This is a genomic window from Mesorhizobium sp. USDA 4775 (assembly GCF_054062655.1).
In genome coordinates this window covers 4,685,112-4,705,110 of sequence record NZ_JBSSFM010000001.1, presented here as the reverse complement: position 1 = coordinate 4,705,110, position 19,999 = coordinate 4,685,112, and the positions used below count along the sequence as shown (strand labels likewise).

Sequence of the window (19,999 nt, the reverse complement as noted above, 5' to 3'; positions counted from 1 at the left end):
CGCATGAGTTTCGATCTTCCGCGCAATGTCATCCTGCCCGTCGATGCCGTCGACGTCCGGCTCGATCCCGGCCCGCATCCCTTCGCCAGGGATAATGCCGAGGCGATCGCCGAGAACTGGCAGCGCGAGATAGCAGCCAATCCGGCGCTGTTCGACGGCACGGTGGTGCTGCTGTCGCAGCTTGCCTGGCGTGACAACAGTCTGATCGGCCGCTGCCATGCGGTCAACTACTCCACCTTCATGCTCTGGCGGAAGCAGCGCGAGAATTCCGGAGCCGAGCATGCCTATGCCCATGCCATGCTGGTGGCCGGCGACAATGCGCTGGTGGCGATCCGCATGGGACGTCACACGGTCAATGCCGGCCGCGTCTATTTCGCCGCCGGTTCGTTCGAGCCGGTCGATTTCCGCGATGGGCTGGTCGATGTCGACTTCAACATGATCCGCGAGGTGCGCGAAGAGACCGGCCTCGACCTGTCGGCTGCTGAACGCGGCGAGCGCTACCACGCCTTGTCGACGAACAGCGGCACGGTGATCTTCCGCCGTTATCACGAGCCGGCGCCGGCTGATGAGATCGCGCGGCGAATCTCAGCCTTCGTCGCCAGCGAAACCGATCCGGAGATCGAAGGGCCGGTGGTCATACGCCATGCCGGCGACCTGCCGGACGGGCTGACATCGTATATGAAGCCGCTGATCGAGTGGCACTTTTCCGGCCTGGATTAAGGGCGCGCCTTCTCCTGCGCCGCCTTGCGGTCGTTGCGGGCCGCGACGAGAAACAAGATTAAGCCGATGCCCAGCAACCCACCCATGGCCATTCCCATGGTCTGGCCGACGACTGCCTGGAAATCCGACGTGACGCGATCGGGATTGGCCATGCCGAAGCGGGCGAGATACCACCAGATGCCTGCCAGGGCGGCCTCGATGATCACCATCGTCACGATCAGTCGTGTCTTCTTGCTCATGTGTCGTTCCTCAACCTGAGATGTCTTAGCATCGTCGACCAGAGGGCGACAGTGCTGCCGGTGCAGGCAAGCATCCAAGGTTGGGAATAGCCGTCGCTCGTGATGGAGCCGGCCCGGCTTTCTACTCGTGCCGCAGCGCGTCGATCGGATCGAGGCGCGCGCCGCGCAGCGCCGGGAAGAAGCCGAACACCATGCCGATCAGTGCCGAGAAACCGACGGCCAGCAGGATGACCGCCGGGCTTGGCGCGAAGGGGATGGTCAGCGTCGCCGAGGCGAGGCCGGCGAGCCCCAGGCCGATCAGGATGCCGATGATGCCGCCGAGCAGCGACAGCACGGTCGCCTCGACGAGGAACTGGATCAGGATGTGCTTTTCATGCGCGCCGATGGCGAGCCTGATGCCGATCTCGCGCGTGCGCTCGGTGACCGAGACCAGCATGATGTTCATGATGCCGATGCCGCCGACCAGAAGGCTGACGCCGGCGACCGCGCCCAGCATGCCGGTCATGGTGGTGGTGGCGCTGGCCATGGCGTCGGCGATCTGGGTCATGTCGCGGATGCCGAAATCGCTCTCGCGATCCGGCGTGATGCGCCTGATATCGCGCAAAATGTCCTCGACGCGCGGTTGCAACTCGCTGGTCGGCGTGCGGTCGTCGGCGGCGATGTAGATGTTGTCGATGTCGCGGTTGCCGGCGATGCGGCGCTGATAGGCATGCAGCGGCATCAGGACGACGTTGTCCTGGTCCTGGCCGAAGCCGGTGTAGCCCTTGGGCTCGAGCAGGCCGATGATCTTGCAGGAGGTGCGGTTGACGCGGATGATCTCGCCTTCGGGATCGCCGGCGCCGAAGAATTGCTGGCGCACAGTCTCGCCGATCAGGCACACGCCGGTGCCCGAGCGGGTTTCGGAATCGCTGAACGGTCGGCCCGACACCAGCTTCCAGTCGCGTGCGTCGAGATAGGCGCTGTCGGTGCCGGTGACGCCTGAGGTCAGGCTTTCAGTGCCGAAGATGACACGCACCTGTTTTTGCGAGGCCGGCGAGATGGCGCGCGCGCCGGTGAGATGCGCAACCAGCGCCGCGAGGTCCTTCTCGGCCAGCGGCCGCACCACCTGGTCGAGCCCGCCCGGGCCGCCGGGGCCTGCCGGGCGTCCGGCACGAACGACCAGAAGATTGCTGCCGAGCTTGGAGATGTCGGCCTTGACCTTCTGCGTCGTGCCGGAGCCGATGGTCAGCATGGCAATGACGGCGGCGACGCCGATGACGATGCCGAGCAGCGTCAGGAACGAGCGCAGCACATTGCGGCGGATCGAGCGAAGCGAGAGGCGGACGGTTTCCCAGATCACGGTCAGGCCACCTCGACATTCACGGTGTCGGAGGCGACATGGCCGTCTAGGAAGCGGATGGTGCGTTCGGCATAGTCGGCGACATCGGCCTCATGAGTGACCATGGTGACGGTCAGGCCGAGCTCCTTATTGAGCTTTGTCAGCAGCTCCATGATCTCGTGCGTGCGTGCGGTGTCGAGATTGCCGGTCGGCTCGTCGGCGACGAGCAGCGTCGGCCGGGTGACGATGGCGCGCGCGATGGCCACGCGCTGCTGCTGGCCGCCGGAAAGTTCGGCCGGCGTGTGATGCTCGCGGCCGACCAGGCCGACCTGGGCGAGCGCCTGCATGGCAAGGTCGCGGCGCTCGCGGCTGGCCACGCCGCGATAGATCAGCGGCAGTTCGACATTTTCGGCCGCCGTGGTGCGCGCGAGGAGATTGTAGCCCTGGAAGACGAAGCCGACATAAAGGTTGCGCAGCATGGCGCGGCGGTTGCGGTCGAGCCGGCCGGCATCGACGCCCATGAAGGAGTAGGTTCCGGCCGTCGGCGTGTCGAGGCAGCCGATGATGTTCATCGCCGTCGATTTGCCCGAGCCGGAAGGGCCCATGATGGCGACGAATTCGCCGCGCCGGATGGCGAGGTCGACGCCGGCCAGCGCGTGAACCCGGGCCTCGCCCTGGCCATAGCTCTTCCAGACCTTGTCGAAGGTGATGAGGGGCGCGCCCGCGGCCACGGCCTCAGCTCCGCAGCTGCGAGGTGGTGATGACCTGCGCGCCTTCGTCCAGGCCGGACGTGATCTCGGTCAGCTCACCATCGGTCGAGCCGATCCTGACGTTGACCGCATGCGGCCGGCCGTTCTCCAGCACATAGAGCGTGCGCGAGCCGTCGGTGGGGGCCGTTGCGGCCTGGCGCTGGCGATTGCCGCCCGGACGGCCCATGCGGCCGGTAAACAGGTCGCTGAAGCTCCATGCGCGGGCTGCTTGCTGCGTCGGGCGATAGCGGAAGGCGCTGGCGGGCACGGTCAGCACATCCTTGGCCTGTCTTGTGACGACCGAAACCGTGGCGGTCATGCCGGGGCGCAGCAACAGTTCGTTGTTGTCGACCTCGAGCCGTGCATTGTAGGTGACGACGCCGTCAGTCGTGACCGAAGCATAGGAGATGTCGCGGATCTCGGCGTCGAACGGCCGCTCCGGGAAGGCGTCGACGGTGAAGCGGGCATGCTGGCCAGTCTTGACGGCACCGATATCGGCCTCGTCAACCGCCGCCACCAGCTCCATGTTCCTCAGATCGGCGGCGATGATGAACAGCACCGGCGCCTGCAGCGAGGAGGCGACCGTCTGGCCGGGGTCGACCGAGCGCGTCAGCACGATGCCGTCGATTGGCGCGTAGATGGTGCTGTTGGCAAGGTCGGTCTGCTGCGATTTCAGATCGGCATTGGCGATGGCGAGATTGGCCTGCGCGCTATCAAGCGCTGCCTTCGAGCGGTCGCGCGTCGCCGTCGCTGCCTCCAGCGACTGGTCGGTCGCCATGCCGCGCTTGGTCAAGGCGGCCGCGCGCACCAGCGCGCTCTCGTTCTCGGCGAGCGTCACCGTGGCATCCTCGACATTGGCCGCCGCGCCCTTGGCGGAAGCCTCGGCGCGCTCGATTTGCACCTGCAGCTTGGTGGTGTCGAGGGCCGCCAGCACGTCGCCCTTCTTCACCTGCTGGTTCTCATTCACCGAGACCGAGCGGATGATGCCGGAGAGCTGGCTGGAAATATCGACCTGGGTGAGCGGCTGCAGTGTGCCCGTCGCCGAGACCTGGACAGTGAGGTCGGCCCTGGCGGCCGGCACGGTGGTATAATCGATCCTGGCGGGCGTGCCAGCATACCACTGATAGAGGCCAAGACCGGCGGCGAGCACGATCAGGGTCAGCAACGCATAGAGCCAGCCACGCCGGCGCGTCTTGCTCCGCCCCTTCTTATCGAGCCCGAGCGCCGTCTCGATGGCGGAATCCGATTCCGTCTTTGGCAGATTGACAATCTGGTCCACGTCGGACCCCTATGATGCGTAATGTCCCTGTCTGTGCACAGATCAGGGTTACCGGTCCAAATATCAAATTAAATTTCGCCCATGTTGGGATTGAGGCAGGAATGCAAACCCGGAATTACTTGCTTTACGATGTGTTTACGACCGAGCGACTGGCCGGCAACCCGCTGGCCGTGGTGTTGGATTGCAAAGGTCTGGACACGGCAGCGATGCAGGCCATCGCGCGCGAATTCAACCTGTCCGAGACGGTCTTCGCGCTGCCGCCGGACAACCCCAAGCATAAAAACCGCATCCGCATCTTCACGCCGGACTATGAAATGCCGTTCGCCGGCCATCCGACAGTTGGTTCGGCAATCGCGCTGGCCGACCTGGCCGGCGAGGACGGAGCCGGCATCTTCGTGCTGGAGGAAAACATCGGCCCGGTGCGCTGCGCCGTCAGCAGGCATGACGGCGCCGCTTTCGCCGAGTTCGACCTGGCGAAATTGCCCGAGCCGTTGAAGCTCGAGGCCGATCCGCAGGCGATCGGTGCCGCCCTCGGCCTGGCGCCGCATGAGATCGGCTTCGAGAATCACCGCGTCGCCTTCTGGTCGGCGGGCGTGCCCTATGTGACCATTCCGGTCGCCAATCTCGAAGCGGCGCGCCGCATCCGGCTGGACAACCAGGCCTGGTCGGAGCTGGCGCCGCGCAAGAGCGAGTGGGCCTTCGCCAGCCCCTATGTCTATTGCCGCGAGACGGTGAACCATGAGAGCGCCTTCCATGTGCGCATGATCGTGCCCGGCACGCCTTCCTATGAAGATCCGGCGACCGGTTCGGCGGCGGCGGCCTTTGCCGGCGCCATCATGCATTTCGATGCTCCGACGGACGGCATTTCGCAGCTGTGGATCGAGCAGGGGCTGGAAATGGGCAGGCCGTCGCGCATCCGCCTGGAACTGACCGTACAGGGCGGAAAACTGGCCTCCGCGCGCATTGGCGGCCATGCGGTCAAGGTGGCGGAAGGCAGACTGTTCGTCTGATCGCGGTAAGGGTTTGTCGATTTGTCGGGAAATGATTCCGGCAGGGCTAGACATGACCGATGGTGGCGGCTATATGCCCGCCAACGCCGGCTTTTGCCGGCCGAGTGGGTGCGTAGCTCAGTTGGTAGAGCAGCTGACTCTTAATCAGCGGGTCCACAGTTCAATCCTGTGCGCACCCACCAAATTCCTAGAAGACTTGGTGGAAAGACCCTGAAAGCGAGACGCGTTTGGCGCGTCTCTAACCGCGTCCAAAAACGCGGCTTAGAAATCTGCCGAATCGAAAAGCAATGTTCTTTTCCACGCTTGCAGCTTCGTTAGCGTCAGTTCCGCCTTTGCCGCCTGAAAAATCGCTGATCAGCCACCAGAAGAAACCAGGAAGACAATGAAAATCGCTTTGTCGATCGGGCCGTAGCTGGAGTATCCACTGCGCCGAAGCACAAGTGCAAGCACTACGGCAATAGCCACGGCAGCGGCTGCGGGATGAAGCTTTTTCATCCGCCAGATCTATTCGAGAATCGCCGCAACCGGAAGATGCCGCTCCTGCCATGGCGAGAGCGGCTCGGTCGACTGAACCGGCGGAGTCTGGAACTACTTTTTCGACACCCCGGCCTCGGCAAAGCTTGCCATCCTAGCATGGCACTCCAGCGCCGAGCGGACGATGTTGACGGCGAGGCAAGCGCCGGAGCCTTCGCCGAGGCGCATGCCGAGATCGAGCAGGGGGGGCAGACCGAGCGCTTCGAGCAGGCGGCGATGGCCCGATTCGGCCGAAACATGGGCCGCGATGGTGTGGGAGAGGCCGGTCGGATGTAGTCTGGCCAGCGGGGCAGCGGCAGCGGTGCAGACGAAGCCGTCGAGCAGCACGGGTATGCCGAGATGACGGGCGGCCAGCGTGGCGCCGAAGATGGCGGCGAGTTCGCGCCCGCCGAGTGCCGCGGCAACGCCCAGCGGATCGGCGAGAGCTGGGGCGTGGCGCTTCAGCCCGGCTTCGATGGCGACCACCTTGCGCTTCAGGCCGGCATCGTCGACGCCGGTGCCGCGTCCGGTCCATTTTTCCGCGCCGCCGCCGAACAGGGCGGCCGAAATGGCGGCCGCCGGCGTGGTGTTGCCAATGCCCATTTCGCCAAAGCAGACCAGGTCGAGGTCTTTCGTCACCGCGTCATAGCCGGCCGAGACTGCGGCGAGAAAGGCTTCCTCGCCCATCGCCGGCACTTGCGTGAAGTCGCCGGTAGGATGTTCGAGATCAAGCGGAATGACATCGAGTTCGGCGCCGGCGATGCGGGCGAGCTGGTTGATGGCGGCGCCGCCGCCGGCGAAATTCGCCACCATCTGCACGGTGACTTCGGAGGGATAGGCCGATACGCCCTGTGCGGTGACACCGTGATTGCCGGCGAAAACGAAGACTTTCACCCGGTCGAGCCTGGGCATGTCGCGGCCCTGCCAGCGCGCCAGCCAGGCGGCGATGGTTTCCAGCCGCCCGAGGCTGCCTTGCGGCTTGGTCAGCGTGTCCTGGCGGCTGGCAACGGCCTTTGCCGCGGCATCGCTGCCGGCGGGCAGGTCGAGGCAGGCGGCGCGCAATTCATCGAGGGATTTGAAGGGCATGGGGGCAAGGTCTCCGAAAGGGAATCAGGTCAAGAGGAAAGCGCTACGGAAGCGACGAGAAGCACCGCGATTTCGCTGACCTGCTGCAGGGCACCGATCGTGTCGCCGGTCTGGCCACCGATCTGGTTGAGGCAAAGGGCATGGAAGGCGGCAAAGAGCAGGCCAAGCAGGATGAGCGCGGCAATGGCGCCACCGGCTCCGAGCAGGAGCAGCGGGATCGCGCCGAGCACGGCCCCGGCGATGGCAGTTTCAAGCGAGACGGTACCGGCGCCGGCCGAGAGGCCGTCAGACCGCGCCGGCGGCAAGAGGTGCATGAAGACGCCCAGCACGCCGCGCGAGGCCGCATGCGCGCCAACAAGGGCAAAGAGAGCCTGGGTGGGATCCACCAGTTCCGAAAGCACGTTCCAGCGGATCAGCAGCGACAGCGCCAGCGCCATGGCACCATAGGCGCCGATGCGGCTGTCGCGCATGATGTCGAGTTTGCGGCCGCGCGACTTGCCGCCACCAAAGCCGTCCGCGACGTCGGACAGTCCATCCTCGTGCAGGCAGCCGGTGGTGATCACGGTTGCAACGAGGGCAAGTGCCGCCGCCGGCCCCATGGCAAGGCCGAACCGTTCCGCCGTGGCAAAGACGATGGCGCCGATCAGCCCGACAAGGAGGCCGGCGACCGGTGCGGCCCAGATCGCGGCGGCAAGGCCGCGGCCGCGAAAGTCGAGGTCGGGCAAAGGCAGGCGGGTGAAGAAGACCAGGCAGAGCGCGACGTCGTCGAGGATTTGCCGGGGCGAAAGGGTCAAATTCGGGAGCTTCATGCACTGGCCCTCGCTATCGCATGGAAGAAGGTACCGCTGACATGACCACGCCGGTAGCCGGAAGCGCCGATCGGATTGCCCTGGCCGTCGGCAAGGTCGGCCAGAGGCTCGTCATTGCCGGTGGCCGTCATCTGCGCATAGTGGAATTCATGGCCGCGGATCAGCGCGCCTTGCGCGCCCAGCGGGCAATCGGCGCGCAACCGCGCCTCGCGATAGCCGAGATTCATCTTTCTCTTGGCGAAGCTGGTGGCATGGCCGAGCAGGCCAAGCATTCCGTGCGTCTCGCCGGAGGCATCCTCCAGCGCTTCCCCAAGCACCATGAAGCCGCCGCACTCGCCATGGATGGGCCTGGTCGCGCCGAAACGCGCCATTCCGGCATGGAAATTCGCAGCAGCGGCAAGCTTGCCGGCGTGAAGCTCGGGGTAGCCGCCGGGCAACCAGCAGACGTCGCAACTGTCGTCGGGCGCCTCGTCGGCGAGCGGCGAGAACGGAACGATCTCCGCGCCGGCCTTGCGCCAATAGGCGGCAACGTGCGGGTAAAGGAAAGTAAAGGCTGCATCCTCGGCGAGCGCGATGCGTTGACCGGGCGGCTGCAGCGCGTCGGCGAAGCCGCCAGCCGCCGGAGCGAGGGGCGTCGCCAGCCTCATCACGGCATCGAGGTCGAGCGACTTCTCCGCCATGTCGGCCAGCCGGTCGAGATGCGCCATCAGATCATCATACTCGCCAGCCTGGACGAGGCCGAGATGCCGTTCGGGCAGGTTCAGCGTGGGATCGCGCAAGATGGCGCCGACGACAGGCAGGCCGATCGCCTCGATGGCGTCGCCTGACAGCTTGCGATGGCGTTCGCTGCCCAGCCGGTTGAGCACGACGCCGGCCATGCGCACATCCGGATCGTAGGTGGCGAAGCCCTTGGCGACAGCGGCCGCCGTGGTCGACTGGCCCGACACGTCGAGCACCAGCAGCACCGGCAGGCCGTAGAGCCGGGCAAGGTCGGCGGCAGAACCGGTTCGCCCAGGCGCGGCCGGAATGCCGTCGAACAGGCCCATGGCGCTTTCGAGGATGACGAAATCGGTGTCGTCGGCCTGTTGCGCGGCCAGCGCATTGAGCAGCGACGGCGGCATGGCCCAGCTGTCGAGATTGACGCCGGACAGGCCGGTGGCGGCGGTGTGGAAACCGGGGTCGATATAGTCGGGGCCGGATTTGGCGCCGCGCACCTTCAGGCCGCGCCGGGTGAGCGCGCGCAAGATGCCGATGGTGACGCTGGTCTTGCCCGAGCCGGAGCGCGGCGCGCCGATGATGATGGCGCGGGCGGTCATGCCTGCCCCGTCAGTGCCGCGCGCATGGCGACGATGCCGCCGACGACGATCAGCGCCGGCGAGGTCAGCCCTGCTGCGGCCGCTTCCTCGGCGATTGTGGCGAGCGTAGCGACGACGGTCCGCTCCTGCGGCGTGGTGGCGGCGACGATCACCGCCGCCGGCGTCGATGGAGCCAGCCCGCCGTCGAGCAGAGCTGCCGCGATCAAAGGCAAATTGGCCATGCCCATATAGACCACGACTGGCTGGCCGGTGCGGGCGATCGCCGCCCAGTCGATGTCGTCGTCGGTGCCGGCGGCGTGGCCGGTCGCCAGGATCACCGCCTTGTTGATGCCGCGCATGGTGGCCGGGATGCCGGTGGCGGCGAGCGCGCTCAGGCCGGATGTCAGGCCCGGCAGCACGCGGAATGGAATGGTTTCGCGTGCGAGCGCCAAGGCTTCTTCGCCGCCACGACCGAAAATATAGGGATCGCCGCCCTTGAGCCTGATAACGCGGCGGCCTTCGCGCGCCAGCCGGACCAGCAGAGCGGTGATGTCATCCTGCTTCATCGACGGCTGGCCGCCGCGCTTGCCGGCAAAGAACAGCTCGGCGTTTGCGGCAACGGCGACGACATCCGGCGAGACCAGCGCGTCGTAGACCAGCGCGTCCGCCTCGGCCAAAGCCGCCAGCACTTCCAGCGTCAGGCAGCCGGGGTCGCCGGGACCGGCGCCGGCCAGCCACACATGGCCCGGCTCCAGTGGGCGCGGCTTGAAGTTCAGCCGGGCGAGCGCCTGTTCGAGCGTGGCGTTGCCGCCGTTGTTTTTGCTGCTGCCGCTCACAATCCGTCCCGTCCGCGAAAACGCCGCTGATAGTGGGCGTCGTACAATGAACTTTCGCCGAAACCTTCCGCCGCCAGTGAGCGGCCGACGAAGATGATCGCGGTGCGCTCCATCGGATCGGCGGCCAGCTGCGCCTCGATCGTTTCCAGCGTACCGGTCAGCACCCGCTCGTCCGGCCAGGAGGCGCGGAAGACGATCGCCACCGGACAATCGCCGCCATAATGCGGCGTCAATTCGGCGACGACGCGGTCGATGGCGTGGATGGCAAGATGAATGGCGAGCGTGGCGCCGGTGCGGCCGAAGCCTGCCAGCGTTTCGCCGGGCGGCATTTTTGAAGCGCGGCCGGAGACGCGGGTCAGCACCAGGCTTTGCGCGACTTCGGGAATGGTCAGCTCGCGGCGAAGTGCTGCGGCGGCTGCAGCGAAGGAGGGGACGCCTGGCGTCAGCGTGTAGGGTATGCCGTGCTTTTCCAGCCGGCGGATCTGTTCGGCAACCGCGCTCCACACCGACAGGTCGCCGGAATGCAGGCGGGCGACGTCGTGGCCTGCCTTGTGGGCCTCGACATAGGCCGCCTCGATCTCGTCGAGCGACATCGGCGCGGTGTCGATCAGCTTTGTTCCCGGCGCGCAATGCTGCAGCAATTCTGGCGCGACGATCGAGCCGGCATGCAGGCAGACCGGGCAGCTTGCCAGCAGCCTGGCGCCGCGCAGCGTGATGAGGTCGGCGGCACCCGGACCGGCGCCGATGAAATGAACGGTCATGGCGCGTCTCCGCTGATGGCGATGGCGCAGGTGACCGGGCCAAGCATGATGCGATGGCCAAGCAGTTTTGCGCCGGCGCCGGCCACGGCAAGGGCGGATGCCTCGGAAACCGAGGGCGTGCCGGCGACTTCTTGCGACAGGTCGGAGTGGCTCAGCGTTTCCTCCGAGACGCCCCGAAGAGCCGCGTCATCGACGATGATGACCGGAAGGTTCAACGCGCGGCCGGCGGCGGCAATAGCTGCTTCATCCTTCTTAAGTGCGGCGGTGGCCAGTGCGGAAAGCGCCGTCATGGCCAGCCCATGCGCTTCCAGAGCGGTTTCAATCGCGGCAAGCACGTCTTCAACGCCAACGCCTTTTCGGCTGCCGATGCCCGCTACCATCATGGCTTCACCCAACTCCATTGGGTGACCGGCATGGCCGGCCGCCAGGCCTGCATCGAGCCGACCGGCGAGGCACGCGATATGTTTATCCGGATGAGGTCACCACCAAGCTTTGTGTGCTGCGCGAGAAGCAGGGCTTCCATCTCCAGCGTGACTGCATTGGCGACGAGCCGGCCGCCGGAACGCAGCGCCTTGGTGGCAGCGTTCAACACGCCGGTATCGCTGCCGCCGCCGCCGATGAAGATCGCGTCCGGCGTGTCCAGCCTGGCCAGCGCCTTGGGTGCGCTGCCTTCCACCACGACAAGGCCGGGAACGCCACAGGCGGCGGCGTTGCGGTGGATGCGGGCGGCGCGGCCCGGATCGGCTTCGATGGCGATCGTGCGCATCAAGGGGTGGGCGAGCATCCATTCGATGCCGATGGAGCCCGAGCCGGCGCCGATGTCCCACAGCAATTCGCCGCGCCTCGGCGCCAGTGACGACAGGGTGACGGCGCGGATTTCGCGTTTGGTGATCTGGCCGTCATGGTCGAACAGATGATCGGCAAGACCAACCGTGAGTGGCAGGATGCGGGCTTGCGGATCCGAATCAATTTCTATGGCCAGCACATTGAGCGGATTGATGTTTTCGAGGTCGAAGGCATCGGCACGAGTTGAGCGCTGGTTCTCCCTTGGACCGCCCAGAGCTTCCAGAACCGTCAAGCGCGAGGCGCCGAAATCGAGCTCGGTGAGCAAGCGGGCAATCGCAGCTGGCATTTCGGCATCCGACGTCAGCGCCAGGATGCGTGCTTCGGGCTGCAGCAGTGGCCGGATCAGGTCGAGCGGCCGGCCATGCAGCGAGACGATCTCGATATGCTGCAGCGCCCAGCCAAGGCGGGCGGCGGCCAGCGAAACGGCCGACGGCGCGGGGATGACATGCATCTCCCGGGGCTTGACCTTGCGGGCGAGGGTGGCGCCGACGCCGTGAAAAAAAGGATCACCGGAGGCGAGCACACAGACGTTCCTGCCGGCAAGCGCCAGCACATCGGCCATGCCGGCATCGAAAGGAACCGGCCAGGGCCGCGGCTCGCCCTTGGTGAAGGACGCGACCAGCGCCAGATGCCGCTTGCCGCCGAAGATGATCTCGGCCTTGGCAATCCGCTGCTTGGCCTCGTCGCCGAGACCCGCTAAACCGTCCTCGCCGATGCCGATCACCGTCAGCCATTTCGGCCTGGCGCGGCGCGAACTTTCAGCAGGCATGATGACCCACCGCATTCTGATCCTCGGCGGCACCACGGAAGCCCGGCAACTGGCCGGCAAACTGGCGGTACGCGCTTCGGTCACGCTGTCTCTGGCCGGCCGCACCGAAAGCCCGGTCGCGCAAGGCGTGCCCGTGCGAAGCGGAGGCTTTGGCGGCGCCGAGGGGCTGGCGGCCTATCTCAGGGAGGCCGGCACCGACCTGATGATCGACGCCACGCATCCTTACGCGGCGCGAATCTCCGCCAATGCCGCGCAAGCGGCGCGGCTGACCGGCGTGCCGATCCTTGCTTTGCGCCGTCCGGGCTGGGAGCCGGTCGATGGCGACCGCTGGACTGAGGTCGATACAACAAGCGACGCCGCGCAAACGGCTGGTCCGGCGCCGCGGCGCGTCTTCCTGGCGCTTGGCCGGCAAGAGGTTGCCGCTTTCGAAGCAGCCCCCCAGCATCACTACCTCATTCGCAGCGTCGATCCCGTCGAGCCGAAGCTGGCCGTGCCGGATGTGAGCTATCTGCTGGCTCGCGGACCGTTTGGCGAGGCGGAAGAACGCGCGCTGCTCGAAGAGCACCGCATCGAAGTCGTCGTGTCCAAGAACAGCGGCGGCGCCGCCACTTACGGCAAGATTGCCGCGGCGCGGGCGCTTGGCATCGACGTGGTCATGGTCCGCAGGCCTGATCTGCCGGACGTGCCTTCGGCTGAAACCGTCGATGAGCTCGCCGCAATGGTCGATCATTTTGTCGAGCCTGCTGCAGAACGAGGCGTGTAGACCAGCGCCGGTTTGTCGCCGCGCTTTATGATGCGGGTTTCCGGCGAGCCGATGATGATGCAGGTCGCCATGTCGGCCTTTTGCGCGTCGACGTCAGCCAGCAGATAAACTTCGATGCGCTCGTCCGGACGGCCGGCGGCGCGGCCGAAAATGACAGGCGTGGTGCCGGGCAGGATCGCGGTCAGGCATTCGAAGGCGCGGCCGAGCTGCCAGGGGCGCGCCTTGCTGATCGGGTTGTAGAGCGCAATGACGAAGCCAGCGCCGGCAGCTGCCAGAAGGCGCAGTTCGATCAGCTCCCAGGGTTTCAGATTGTCGGAAAGCGAGATGGCGCAGAAATCATGGCCGAGCGGCGCGCCGATGCGGGCGGCAACGGCAAGCATGGCCGTGATGCCGGGCACGACGGCGACATCGACCGCGCGCCATTCGGCCGGCCCGGCCTCGATCGCCTCGCAGACGGCGGCCGCCATGGCGAAGACTCCGGGATCGCCGCCGGAAACCACGGCGACGTCATGGCCCTCGGCGGCCTTGATCAAGGCATCCTTGGAGCGGGCGAGTTCCTCGCGGTTGTCGGACGCGACACGGGTCTGGTCGGGGCGCAGATGCAGCCGGTCGAGATAGGGTTTGTAGCCATAGAAGAATTTCGCCTCGGCCACGGCACGGCTGGCTTCCGGGGTGACCTGGTCGGTATTGCCAGGCCCGAGGCCGATGACAGTGAGACGGCCGCTCATGCCTGCGCTCCCAGCGCGCCGGGCCGGCCTGACCAGCCGGCGACCAGTACAATGGCGAAGTAGGGGGCCTTGTCGTCCTGTTTGTCGGCGAGCTTCATCGAGACGCTGCCGGCCATGGTGCAGCGCTCGACATAGACGGCGCGCGTCAGCTTGCCGGCGGCCTCCAGCGCCCGCCTGATCTTGGGCAGATTGCGGCCGACCTTCATGATGACGGCGGCATCGGTGTCGGCCAGCCGGCGCGTCAGTTCGAACTCGCTCATCGTGCCGGGCAGCACGGTCAGCACATCGTCGCCCTGGACGATCGGCACACCGGTCTGCGACCAGCAGCCGGACATTGCGGTGACGCCGGGGATGACCTCGGTCGGGAAACGATGGGCGAGGCGCACATGCAGATGCATGTAGGAGCCGTAGAACAGCGGGTCGCCCTCGGACAGGACGGCAACCATCCTGCCGGCTTCGAGATGTTCGGCGACCTTTTGCGCCGACTCCTCGTAGAAACCGGTAATCTGCGAGCGGTAGTCGTCGTGATCCTTGTCGATCTCCGTGGTGACCGGATAGAGCAGCGGCAATTCCAGCATGTCCGGCCGAAAGCGCGCCTCGACGATGGCGCGCGCGTTGCTGTTGTTGCCGCGCTTGGCGAAATAGGCGACGACATCGGCCTCGGCCAAGGCCCGCGCGGCCTTCAGAGTCAACAGTTCGGGGTCGCCGGGACCTGTGCCCACGCCGACAAGGCGGCCTTTTGCAAGCGCGTTCACAGGCCCGGCCTCGCCAGGGAATTGAGCGCGGCGGCGGTCATGGCGCTGCCGCCGAGCCTGCCGCGCACGATGGCATAGGGCACGCCATAGGAATTCTCGGCCAGCGCATCCTTCGATTCGGCCGCACCGACGAAGCCGACCGGCATGCCGATGATGGCCGCCGGCTTCGGTGCGCCGTCGCGCAATTTTTCCAGGAGGTAGAAGAGTGCGGTCGGCGCATTGCCGATGGCGACGACCGAACCGGCCATGCGTTCGCCCCACAGGTCGATGGCGGCGGCCGAGCGGGTGTTGCCGATCTCCCTGGCGATGTCGTGCGTGCGCGAGTCGCGCAGCGTGCAGATCACCTCGTTGCCGGCCGGTAGCCTGGCGCGGGTGACGCCATGGGAGACCATCTCCGCGTCGCAGAAGATCGGCGCGCCGGCGGCAAGAGCCTTGCGCGCGGCGGAGACGAAGTCGGGCGAAAAGACGAAATGGCTTGATGCTTCGACCTGGCCGCAGGCATGGATCATGCGGGTCGCCACATCGGCCTCGGCGTCGGAAAAGCGCGACAGGTCGGCCTCGGCACGGATAATGGCGAAGGAGCGCTCGTAGATCGCTGTGCCGTCGTGGATGTAGTCGTAGGCGGCCATGCTCATTTCCGTTTTTTAGTTTGGGCCTGTCGGTAAGTCTCGGCGATTGCCGCCGGCCCGAGCCTTGTCAGGCAGGCGGCGGCGGTCTCGCCCTGGAATCGTGCGCTGCGGATCAGCGCAGCGACGCGACTGAAGCCGCGCGCGGCGTCATAGCCCGGCCTGTAGCCGGCAGGAAGAGCCTTTGCCGTCGCGTTCACGACAAGTCCGGCTCCATTTTCGCCGCCGACGATTGTGAGCGCCGCCGGGCCGGGATGCGCGCAGCCCTTGGCGCAGCCGGAAATGTGCAGGGTGAAGTCAAGGATGTCGGCGTTTTCCGTGGCGATCGTCTCGGCGATGTCGCGGGTGGCGATGCGGCCGGAGGCGCAAGCCGGCGTGCCGGGGCAGGCGGCGATGAGGGTGCGCGGGTCGGCGGCGGAGGTGACGAAGCCGAGGGTGGCGGCGATAGTCTGGAGGGGTTGGTTGGTGTCCGTCGGCTGGCCAAGGAAGAGCAGAGCGCGGCCTGGGGCGAGGCGGATTTCGGTGGTGCCGAGGGTCACGGCGCTTTGCGCAAGGTCGATGATTTTATCCGCCGGCATGCTGCCGTAGGGGAGGGCAATGCCGAGGGTGAAAGTGTCGCCGGCTAAGGGAAAAGGGCCGATAGGTTTGCGCGAGGCGCCCCCCTCTGTCCTGCCGGACGCCTCGCGCAAACCTGTCAAGGATAGCCAACCTGCTAGAGACACCAACTGCCGCTCCGACAAGTCCCGCGCATGCGCCTCACGGCCTTTTTCAGCGACCATCCTGAGTGCAGCCACGGCTATGTCTCTGGCGGCATCCGCATCGACCGTTGCCAGCACCTTCGCGTTTTGGCCATCGCCGGCAACCGATACGCTCCAAACGATGCCGTTGTCGGCCCGTACCGCCTTCAGCCGCACATCGGTCGTCACCGCATCCATCGTCAGTTGCCCGCCGCCATCCACCACGACAGACACCTTCGGCCCGAGCCTTGGCGTCAGCCCGGCCTCGTCAACCGCCACCCTGACCCGCTCAGCCAGTGGTCGTGGATCGGCAACCTCCTGCGGATCGATGCCCGCCAGCGGCCCCGTCTCGATCGGCACGCCGGTGCGCACCGCAATGCCCAGCGCGTCGACCTCCGCCGTCAGCAGCGCAGCGCTATCCGCCGTCAACCCGCGAATCTGCAGGCTGCCGCGCGCTGTCACTTCCATGATGCCGTTGCCATGCCGCAGGGCGGATTCGGCCAGACCGATCAACAGCTTCGGCGAAAACGCTCCAGCAACCGGGTTGAGCCGCACCAGCAGTCCATCGCCGGTCTGCATCGGCGCCGACAGGGCCGGGCAGGCGCCGCGACGTGAGAAGGCGTTCATGCCGCCACTCCCAGCGCCTCGGCCTCTGCAATCAGCGCGGCGAGATCGTCGTCGATGGAATTGCGCAAGGGATGCCAGAGGCCGCGCCGGCGCGCCGACAGGAAACGCTCGGCAATGACTTTCGCCGCCGCCGGGTTTTCCCGAAGGATAAAGGCGCGAACATCCGCGTTGCCGACATAGGCGTCGTGCACGGCCTCGATCAGCGCGCCCGATATGGCATGCGTGGTTTCGGCGAAGCCGACCAGCCGGTCGACCGTCTCGGCGAATTCAGAGGCGCCGCGTGGGCCGTGCCGCATCTGGCCTGAGATGAAGCGGGCATTGACAGCGCGGGCGCGCACCACGCGCGATACGGCCTCACTGATCGAGCGCGGCTTCGGCATTTGCGGGTCCGTCGTATCGAGCACGATGACGTCGGCATTCCGGCCAAGCGCCGCAAGCGCGGCTGAAAAGCCGCCGATGAAGGCGACGTCGGCGGAGCCTTCGAGAATGTCGCGGCCGGGGTCGTCGCCGGTGTGGACCAGAAGATCGGCCTCGGCGATGCGGGTTTCGAAGGCGCCGGGCGCGGAGACGCCTTCGCCGCCTTCGCCGCCATAGGCGTGCGAGGTGGCGTCGAGATAGGCACGGCCGATCTCTTCACGCGCGCCCCAGTCGCCGCTCGACAGGAGATTCTCGACGCCGGCGCCATAGGTGCCGGGTGAGGTGCCGAAAATGCGCGGGCTGATCTTGCCATCGGCGCGGGTCCGGGCCGCGAGCGGGTTTTCCGAATCTTCTTCATCGCGGGCGGCAACGGCGTTGGCGGCGGCGTCGATCAACGCGATCTGGGTCGGGAACATGTCGCGGAACAGGCCCGATATGCGCCAGGTGACGTCGACGCGCGGGCGGCCGAGCGTCGCCGGCGGCAGCACTTCGATGCCGGTGATGCGGCCGGTGGCGGCATCCCATTGCGGCCGGCAGCCCATCAGCGCCAGGCCTTGCGCGATCTCCTCGCCGCCGGTGCGCAATGAGGCCGAGCCCCAGAGATCGATGACCAGCGAACGCGGCCAGTCGCCATGCGATTGCAGATAGCCGCGCACGACTCCTTCCGCCGCCGCCTTGCCCAGATCATAGGCGGTCGGCGTCGGCATGGTGCGTGGATCCGACGTGAACAAATTGCGGCCGGTGGGCAGCACGTCGGAACGTCCGCGCGCCGGCGCGCCGGCCGGGCCGGCCTTGACGTGGCGGCCATCGAGCGCGGCAAGCAGCGCCGACCTTTCAGCCTCGGCACTTTGGCGGCGCATAGCGTCGGGCTCGTCGTCAGCCGCGCGGCCATAGATATGCAGGCCATCCTTGATGGCGAAATCCTTGAGGTCACAGAGCCAGGCATCGATGCGGCGCAGCGCTTCGTCGGGCGCGTCGGTCCTGGCGACACCGGCTTCGGCGGCGAGGCCAGTTTTCTGCGCGGTGTCGACGATCAGTTTTGCCAGGCGGTCGCGGCGGCGGCGGTCGAGGCCGTCGGCCTGGGCGTATTCATCGACTAGGCGCTCGAGTTTGTGCTGATCTTCGTCAAGTCCCGCACCGGCCAGCGGCGGTGGCAGATGACCGAGGGTGACGGCGGCGATGCGCCGCTTGGCTTGTGCTGCCTCGCCGGGATTGGAGACGATGAAGGGATAGATGACGGGCATGGCGCCGGTGACGATCTCGGGGAAGCAGGCCTTCGACAGCGCGACAGTCTTGCCCGGCAGCCATTCCAGCGTGCCGTGGGCGCCGACATGGATCAGGGCGTGGACGCCGAGAGATTTGCGCAGCCAGAGGCCGAAGGCGAGCAGGGCGTGGCGTGGCGGGAGTGTCGGGTCGTGGTAGTCGGCGCGGCGGTCGGCCGAGCGGCCGCGGTCGGGGGCGAGGGCGACGGTGATGTTGCCGAAGGTCGTGGCGCGGAAGGGGAAGTGCAGCGAGGTCGGCGCTTGAACACCCCCCTCTGTCCTGCCGGACATCTCCCCCGCAGGGGGGGAGATTACGCTGTCATCTCTGCCCTCGCCAATCTCCGACGTTGCAAGAGTGGCCTTAGCGCTGAAACTGCCAATCTCCCCCCTTGCGGGGGAGATATCCGGCAGGACAGAGGGGGGTGCCTCGCGCAAACCTGTCTTGTCTTCCGCTTTCCCCCACGCCGCCTCAACAGCAGTCATTGCCTCGACAGGCAGGTCTCGTGAAAGGTCGAGATACTCATCCAATCCCAACCCACCATCGCCCCGCTCCAGCAAATCCAGCAATTCCCGAGGCGATTGCGGGATCCCTTCAACCCCGTAGCCCTGTTCCTTCAGGTCATGCAGCATCGCCAGCACGCTCGACGGCACGTCGAGGCCGACGGCATAGCCGGTACGGCCAGGCGCGCTGGGATAGTCCCGGGATCAGGATGGCGAGCTTGCGCGTCGCGCGGGGCGTCTCCTGCAGGCGAATGAAGGCTGCCACGCGGTCAGCGACCTGCGCGACGCGATCCGGTTCCGACCGGTTGGCGAAGGCGCGGTGGCCAAGCGCGGGATCGACATCGCTTTCACCCTTGAAGGAAATCGCGCCGGCGAGGATGCGGCCGTCCAGTTCTGGCAGCACGACATGCATGGCGAGGTCGGCGGGCGCCAGGCCACGCTGGTTATTCTCCCAGATGTCGCGGCGGGTGGTGGCGACGATGACCTGGAAAACGGGCACGCCGGCGCGGTCGAACAGGGTTTCAACGCCGGGTTCGGCGCCGGAAGCGAAGGCGGTCGCGGCGATGATGGCAACGGGTCTGAGCTTGGCGATGGCGGTTTCCGCGAAGGCCAGGGATGTCGGGTCTTTGAGGCCGGAGACGAAGATGGGGACAGGCGTCATGCCGCGCTGCCGCAGCGCGTCGAAAAGGGCGTCGATGGGTGCGACGTCGGCGGCCAGCAGCATCGAGCGGTAGAAGAGAATGGGCACGACCTTTCCCTCTCCCTCAAGGGCGAGGGGGACGACGCCGCGGCCTGGCTCGTAGTAGCCGGCCTTCGGCACCGCCACCGGCTCAACAACGGCCGCGTCCTGCCCAGCCAGCCTGGCCAGCCGCTGCACCAGCGCGCCCATATTGGCCGGGCCGCCCTCGCGGAAATAGCCGAGCAGGGCGTCCAATTCCCAGCGCGGCAGCGTCGAGGCTTCGATCAGCCTGATATCCTCGTCATGGCTTTCACCGGGCAGCAGCGCCAGTTTTATGCCGCGTTCCCGAGCGGTCGAGGCCAGCTGGTCGCAGCCGTAGCGCCACCAGTCGTAGCCGCCGAGGATGCGTACCAGGATGATCTTGGCGTGGCGGGCGACGCTGTCGACCCAGAGGTCGACGGACATAGGGTGGCGCAGGTCGCGAAGCGCCGCCAGCCGCATCGAGGGCAAACGGCCGGCATCCGCCTTCCAGGCGGCCGCCAGTCCGGCGAGGTCGCTGTCGGTGAAGGACAGGCCCACGATATCCGCCGGCGTCTGCCGCAGATCGACCGGCTCGGCGAGATCGTCGAGCGAGGCGGAGGTCGTGGTGAGGATATGCATCGCGGCCCGTGTCT

Annotated in this window: 19 protein-coding genes, 1 tRNA gene and 1 pseudogene; 4 read left to right on the top strand and 17 right to left on the bottom strand. The window is 66.7% G+C overall.

What is annotated here, in order from left to right:
• Positions 1-3 precede the first annotated feature (3 nt).
• Positions 4-720 carry a hypothetical protein gene (locus ACVILI_RS23025; RefSeq protein WP_019858968.1) on the top strand — a complete coding sequence of 239 codons (717 nt, stop codon included), beginning with the start codon at positions 4-6 and terminating at the stop codon, positions 718-720.
• On the opposite strand, the gene ACVILI_RS23020 is transcribed toward ACVILI_RS23025, so the two are convergent.
• From ACVILI_RS23020 to ACVILI_RS23005, 4 genes are all read right to left on the bottom strand, one after another.
• On the bottom strand, positions 717-959 hold the full coding sequence (locus ACVILI_RS23020; protein WP_019858967.1) for a hypothetical protein: 243 nt from the start codon (positions 957-959) through the stop codon (positions 717-719). The genes ACVILI_RS23025 and ACVILI_RS23020 overlap by 4 nt on opposite strands.
• A gap of 121 nt (positions 960-1,080) precedes the next feature.
• The gene (locus tag ACVILI_RS23015; protein ID WP_019858966.1) at positions 1,081-2,298 is read right to left on the bottom strand and encodes an ABC transporter permease; all 1,218 of its coding nucleotides are present in this window, start codon (positions 2,296-2,298) and stop codon (positions 1,081-1,083) included.
• Between the two features lie 2 nt (positions 2,299-2,300).
• The gene (locus tag ACVILI_RS23010; protein ID WP_019858965.1) at positions 2,301-3,008 is read right to left on the bottom strand and encodes an ABC transporter ATP-binding protein; all 708 of its coding nucleotides are present in this window, start codon (positions 3,006-3,008) and stop codon (positions 2,301-2,303) included.
• Positions 3,009-3,012: 4 nt separating this feature from the next.
• Positions 3,013-4,305, bottom strand: a complete 1,293-nt coding sequence (locus tag ACVILI_RS23005; protein ID WP_038647601.1) for an efflux RND transporter periplasmic adaptor subunit — start codon at positions 4,303-4,305, stop codon at positions 3,013-3,015.
• Positions 4,306-4,406: 101 nt separating this feature from the next.
• On the opposite strand from ACVILI_RS23005, the gene ACVILI_RS23000 reads away from it, so the two are divergent.
• Together ACVILI_RS23000 and ACVILI_RS22995 are read left to right on the top strand one after the other, a co-directional pair.
• Positions 4,407-5,315: a PhzF family phenazine biosynthesis protein gene (locus tag ACVILI_RS23000; protein ID WP_038647599.1), complete on the top strand. Its 909-nt coding sequence runs from the start codon at positions 4,407-4,409 to the stop codon at positions 5,313-5,315.
• 106 nt (positions 5,316-5,421) lie between these two features.
• Positions 5,422-5,497 (top strand) — tRNA-Lys (locus ACVILI_RS22995).
• Between the two features lie 172 nt (positions 5,498-5,669).
• Here ACVILI_RS22995 and ACVILI_RS22990 read toward each other — a convergent pair.
• The 8 genes from ACVILI_RS22990 to ACVILI_RS22955 form a co-directional block, all read right to left on the bottom strand.
• Positions 5,670-5,810: a hypothetical protein gene (locus tag ACVILI_RS22990; RefSeq protein ID WP_155249110.1), complete on the bottom strand. Its 141-nt coding sequence runs from the start codon at positions 5,808-5,810 to the stop codon at positions 5,670-5,672.
• 93 nt (positions 5,811-5,903) lie between these two features.
• Positions 5,904-6,914 (bottom strand): nicotinate-nucleotide--dimethylbenzimidazole phosphoribosyltransferase, encoded by a 1,011-nt coding sequence (gene cobT / locus ACVILI_RS22985; RefSeq protein ID WP_038647529.1) that lies wholly within the window; start codon positions 6,912-6,914, stop codon positions 5,904-5,906.
• A gap of 29 nt (positions 6,915-6,943) precedes the next feature.
• Complete coding sequence (cobS, locus tag ACVILI_RS22980; RefSeq protein ID WP_038647527.1) at positions 6,944-7,723, bottom strand: adenosylcobinamide-GDP ribazoletransferase; 780 nt, start codon at positions 7,721-7,723, stop codon at positions 6,944-6,946.
• Positions 7,720-9,039, bottom strand: coding sequence for a cobyrinate a,c-diamide synthase (locus tag ACVILI_RS22975; RefSeq protein WP_038647525.1), 1,320 nt, complete (start codon positions 9,037-9,039; stop codon positions 7,720-7,722). The genes cobS and ACVILI_RS22975 overlap by 4 nt, the downstream gene beginning before the upstream one ends.
• Positions 9,036-9,854, bottom strand: a complete 819-nt coding sequence (gene cobA, locus ACVILI_RS22970) for a uroporphyrinogen-III C-methyltransferase (protein ID WP_038647523.1) — start codon at positions 9,852-9,854, stop codon at positions 9,036-9,038. The genes ACVILI_RS22975 and cobA overlap by 4 nt, the downstream gene beginning before the upstream one ends.
• Positions 9,851-10,615 carry a precorrin-4 C(11)-methyltransferase gene (gene cobM, locus ACVILI_RS22965; RefSeq protein WP_038647521.1) on the bottom strand — a complete coding sequence of 255 codons (765 nt, stop codon included), beginning with the start codon at positions 10,613-10,615 and terminating at the stop codon, positions 9,851-9,853. The genes cobA and cobM overlap by 4 nt, the downstream gene beginning before the upstream one ends.
• The gene (locus ACVILI_RS22960; protein WP_019858957.1) at positions 10,612-10,998 is read right to left on the bottom strand and encodes a cobalamin biosynthesis protein; all 387 of its coding nucleotides are present in this window, start codon (positions 10,996-10,998) and stop codon (positions 10,612-10,614) included. The genes cobM and ACVILI_RS22960 overlap by 4 nt, the downstream gene beginning before the upstream one ends.
• The gene (locus ACVILI_RS22955; RefSeq protein ID WP_038647519.1) at positions 10,995-12,230 is read right to left on the bottom strand and encodes a bifunctional cobalt-precorrin-7 (C(5))-methyltransferase/cobalt-precorrin-6B (C(15))-methyltransferase; all 1,236 of its coding nucleotides are present in this window, start codon (positions 12,228-12,230) and stop codon (positions 10,995-10,997) included. The genes ACVILI_RS22960 and ACVILI_RS22955 overlap by 4 nt, the downstream gene beginning before the upstream one ends.
• Position 12,231: 1 nt before the next feature.
• Between ACVILI_RS22955 and ACVILI_RS22950 the strand changes: the two genes are divergently transcribed.
• Entirely contained in the window at positions 12,232-12,993 is a 762-nt protein-coding gene (locus tag ACVILI_RS22950; RefSeq protein ID WP_038652893.1) for a cobalt-precorrin-6A reductase, read from the top strand.
• Here the strand turns inward: ACVILI_RS22950 and ACVILI_RS22945 are convergent.
• The 5 genes and pseudogenes from ACVILI_RS22945 to cobN all read right to left on the bottom strand — a co-directional run bounded on the left by ACVILI_RS22945 (position 12,957) and on the right by cobN (position 19,985).
• Positions 12,957-13,721 carry a precorrin-3B C(17)-methyltransferase gene (locus tag ACVILI_RS22945; RefSeq protein ID WP_038647518.1) on the bottom strand — a complete coding sequence of 255 codons (765 nt, stop codon included), beginning with the start codon at positions 13,719-13,721 and terminating at the stop codon, positions 12,957-12,959. The genes ACVILI_RS22950 and ACVILI_RS22945 overlap by 37 nt on opposite strands.
• Complete coding sequence (locus ACVILI_RS22940) at positions 13,718-14,476, bottom strand: precorrin-2 C(20)-methyltransferase (RefSeq protein WP_038647516.1); 759 nt, start codon at positions 14,474-14,476, stop codon at positions 13,718-13,720. Before ACVILI_RS22940 ends, ACVILI_RS22945 begins: the two co-directional genes overlap by 4 nt.
• Positions 14,473-15,105 carry a precorrin-8X methylmutase gene (locus ACVILI_RS22935; RefSeq protein WP_038647514.1) on the bottom strand — a complete coding sequence of 211 codons (633 nt, stop codon included), beginning with the start codon at positions 15,103-15,105 and terminating at the stop codon, positions 14,473-14,475. Before ACVILI_RS22935 ends, ACVILI_RS22940 begins: the two co-directional genes overlap by 4 nt.
• Positions 15,106-15,107: 2 nt before the next feature.
• The gene (gene cobG, locus ACVILI_RS22930) at positions 15,108-16,466 is read right to left on the bottom strand and encodes a precorrin-3B synthase (protein WP_038647512.1); all 1,359 of its coding nucleotides are present in this window, start codon (positions 16,464-16,466) and stop codon (positions 15,108-15,110) included.
• Positions 16,463-19,985 (bottom strand): annotated as a pseudogene (gene cobN, locus ACVILI_RS22925) (cobaltochelatase subunit CobN). Before cobN ends, cobG begins: the two are co-directional and overlap by 4 nt.
• Positions 19,986-19,999 lie beyond the last annotated feature (14 nt).

Bases quoted from the DNA above. Each gene is read 5' to 3' on its own strand.
- ACVILI_RS22945 (WP_038647518.1), bottom strand. From the start codon at position 13,721: ATGAGCGGCCGTCTCACTGTCATCGGCCTCGGGCCTGGCAATACCGAC.
- ACVILI_RS23025 (WP_019858968.1), top strand. From the start codon at position 4: ATGAGTTTCGATCTTCCGCGCAATGTCATCCTGCCCGTCGATGCCGTC.
- ACVILI_RS22955 (WP_038647519.1), bottom strand. From the start codon at position 12,230: ATGCCTGCTGAAAGTTCGCGCCGCGCCAGGCCGAAATGGCTGACGGTG.
- ACVILI_RS22960 (WP_019858957.1), bottom strand. From the start codon at position 10,998: ATGATGGTAGCGGGCATCGGCAGCCGAAAAGGCGTTGGCGTTGAAGAC.
- ACVILI_RS23000 (WP_038647599.1), top strand. From the start codon at position 4,407: ATGCAAACCCGGAATTACTTGCTTTACGATGTGTTTACGACCGAGCGA.
- cobS (WP_038647527.1), bottom strand. From the start codon at position 7,723: ATGAAGCTCCCGAATTTGACCCTTTCGCCCCGGCAAATCCTCGACGAC.
- ACVILI_RS22935 (WP_038647514.1), bottom strand. From the start codon at position 15,105: ATGGCCGCCTACGACTACATCCACGACGGCACAGCGATCTACGAGCGC.
- ACVILI_RS22990 (WP_155249110.1), bottom strand. From the start codon at position 5,810: ATGAAAAAGCTTCATCCCGCAGCCGCTGCCGTGGCTATTGCCGTAGTG.
- cobG (WP_038647512.1), bottom strand. From the start codon at position 16,466: ATGAACGCCTTCTCACGTCGCGGCGCCTGCCCGGCCCTGTCGGCGCCG.
- ACVILI_RS23020 (WP_019858967.1), bottom strand. From the start codon at position 959: ATGAGCAAGAAGACACGACTGATCGTGACGATGGTGATCATCGAGGCC.
- cobM (WP_038647521.1), bottom strand. From the start codon at position 10,615: ATGACCGTTCATTTCATCGGCGCCGGTCCGGGTGCCGCCGACCTCATC.
- cobT (WP_038647529.1), bottom strand. From the start codon at position 6,914: ATGCCCTTCAAATCCCTCGATGAATTGCGCGCCGCCTGCCTCGACCTG.
- ACVILI_RS22975 (WP_038647525.1), bottom strand. From the start codon at position 9,039: ATGACCGCCCGCGCCATCATCATCGGCGCGCCGCGCTCCGGCTCGGGC.
- ACVILI_RS22950 (WP_038652893.1), top strand. From the start codon at position 12,232: ATGACCCACCGCATTCTGATCCTCGGCGGCACCACGGAAGCCCGGCAA.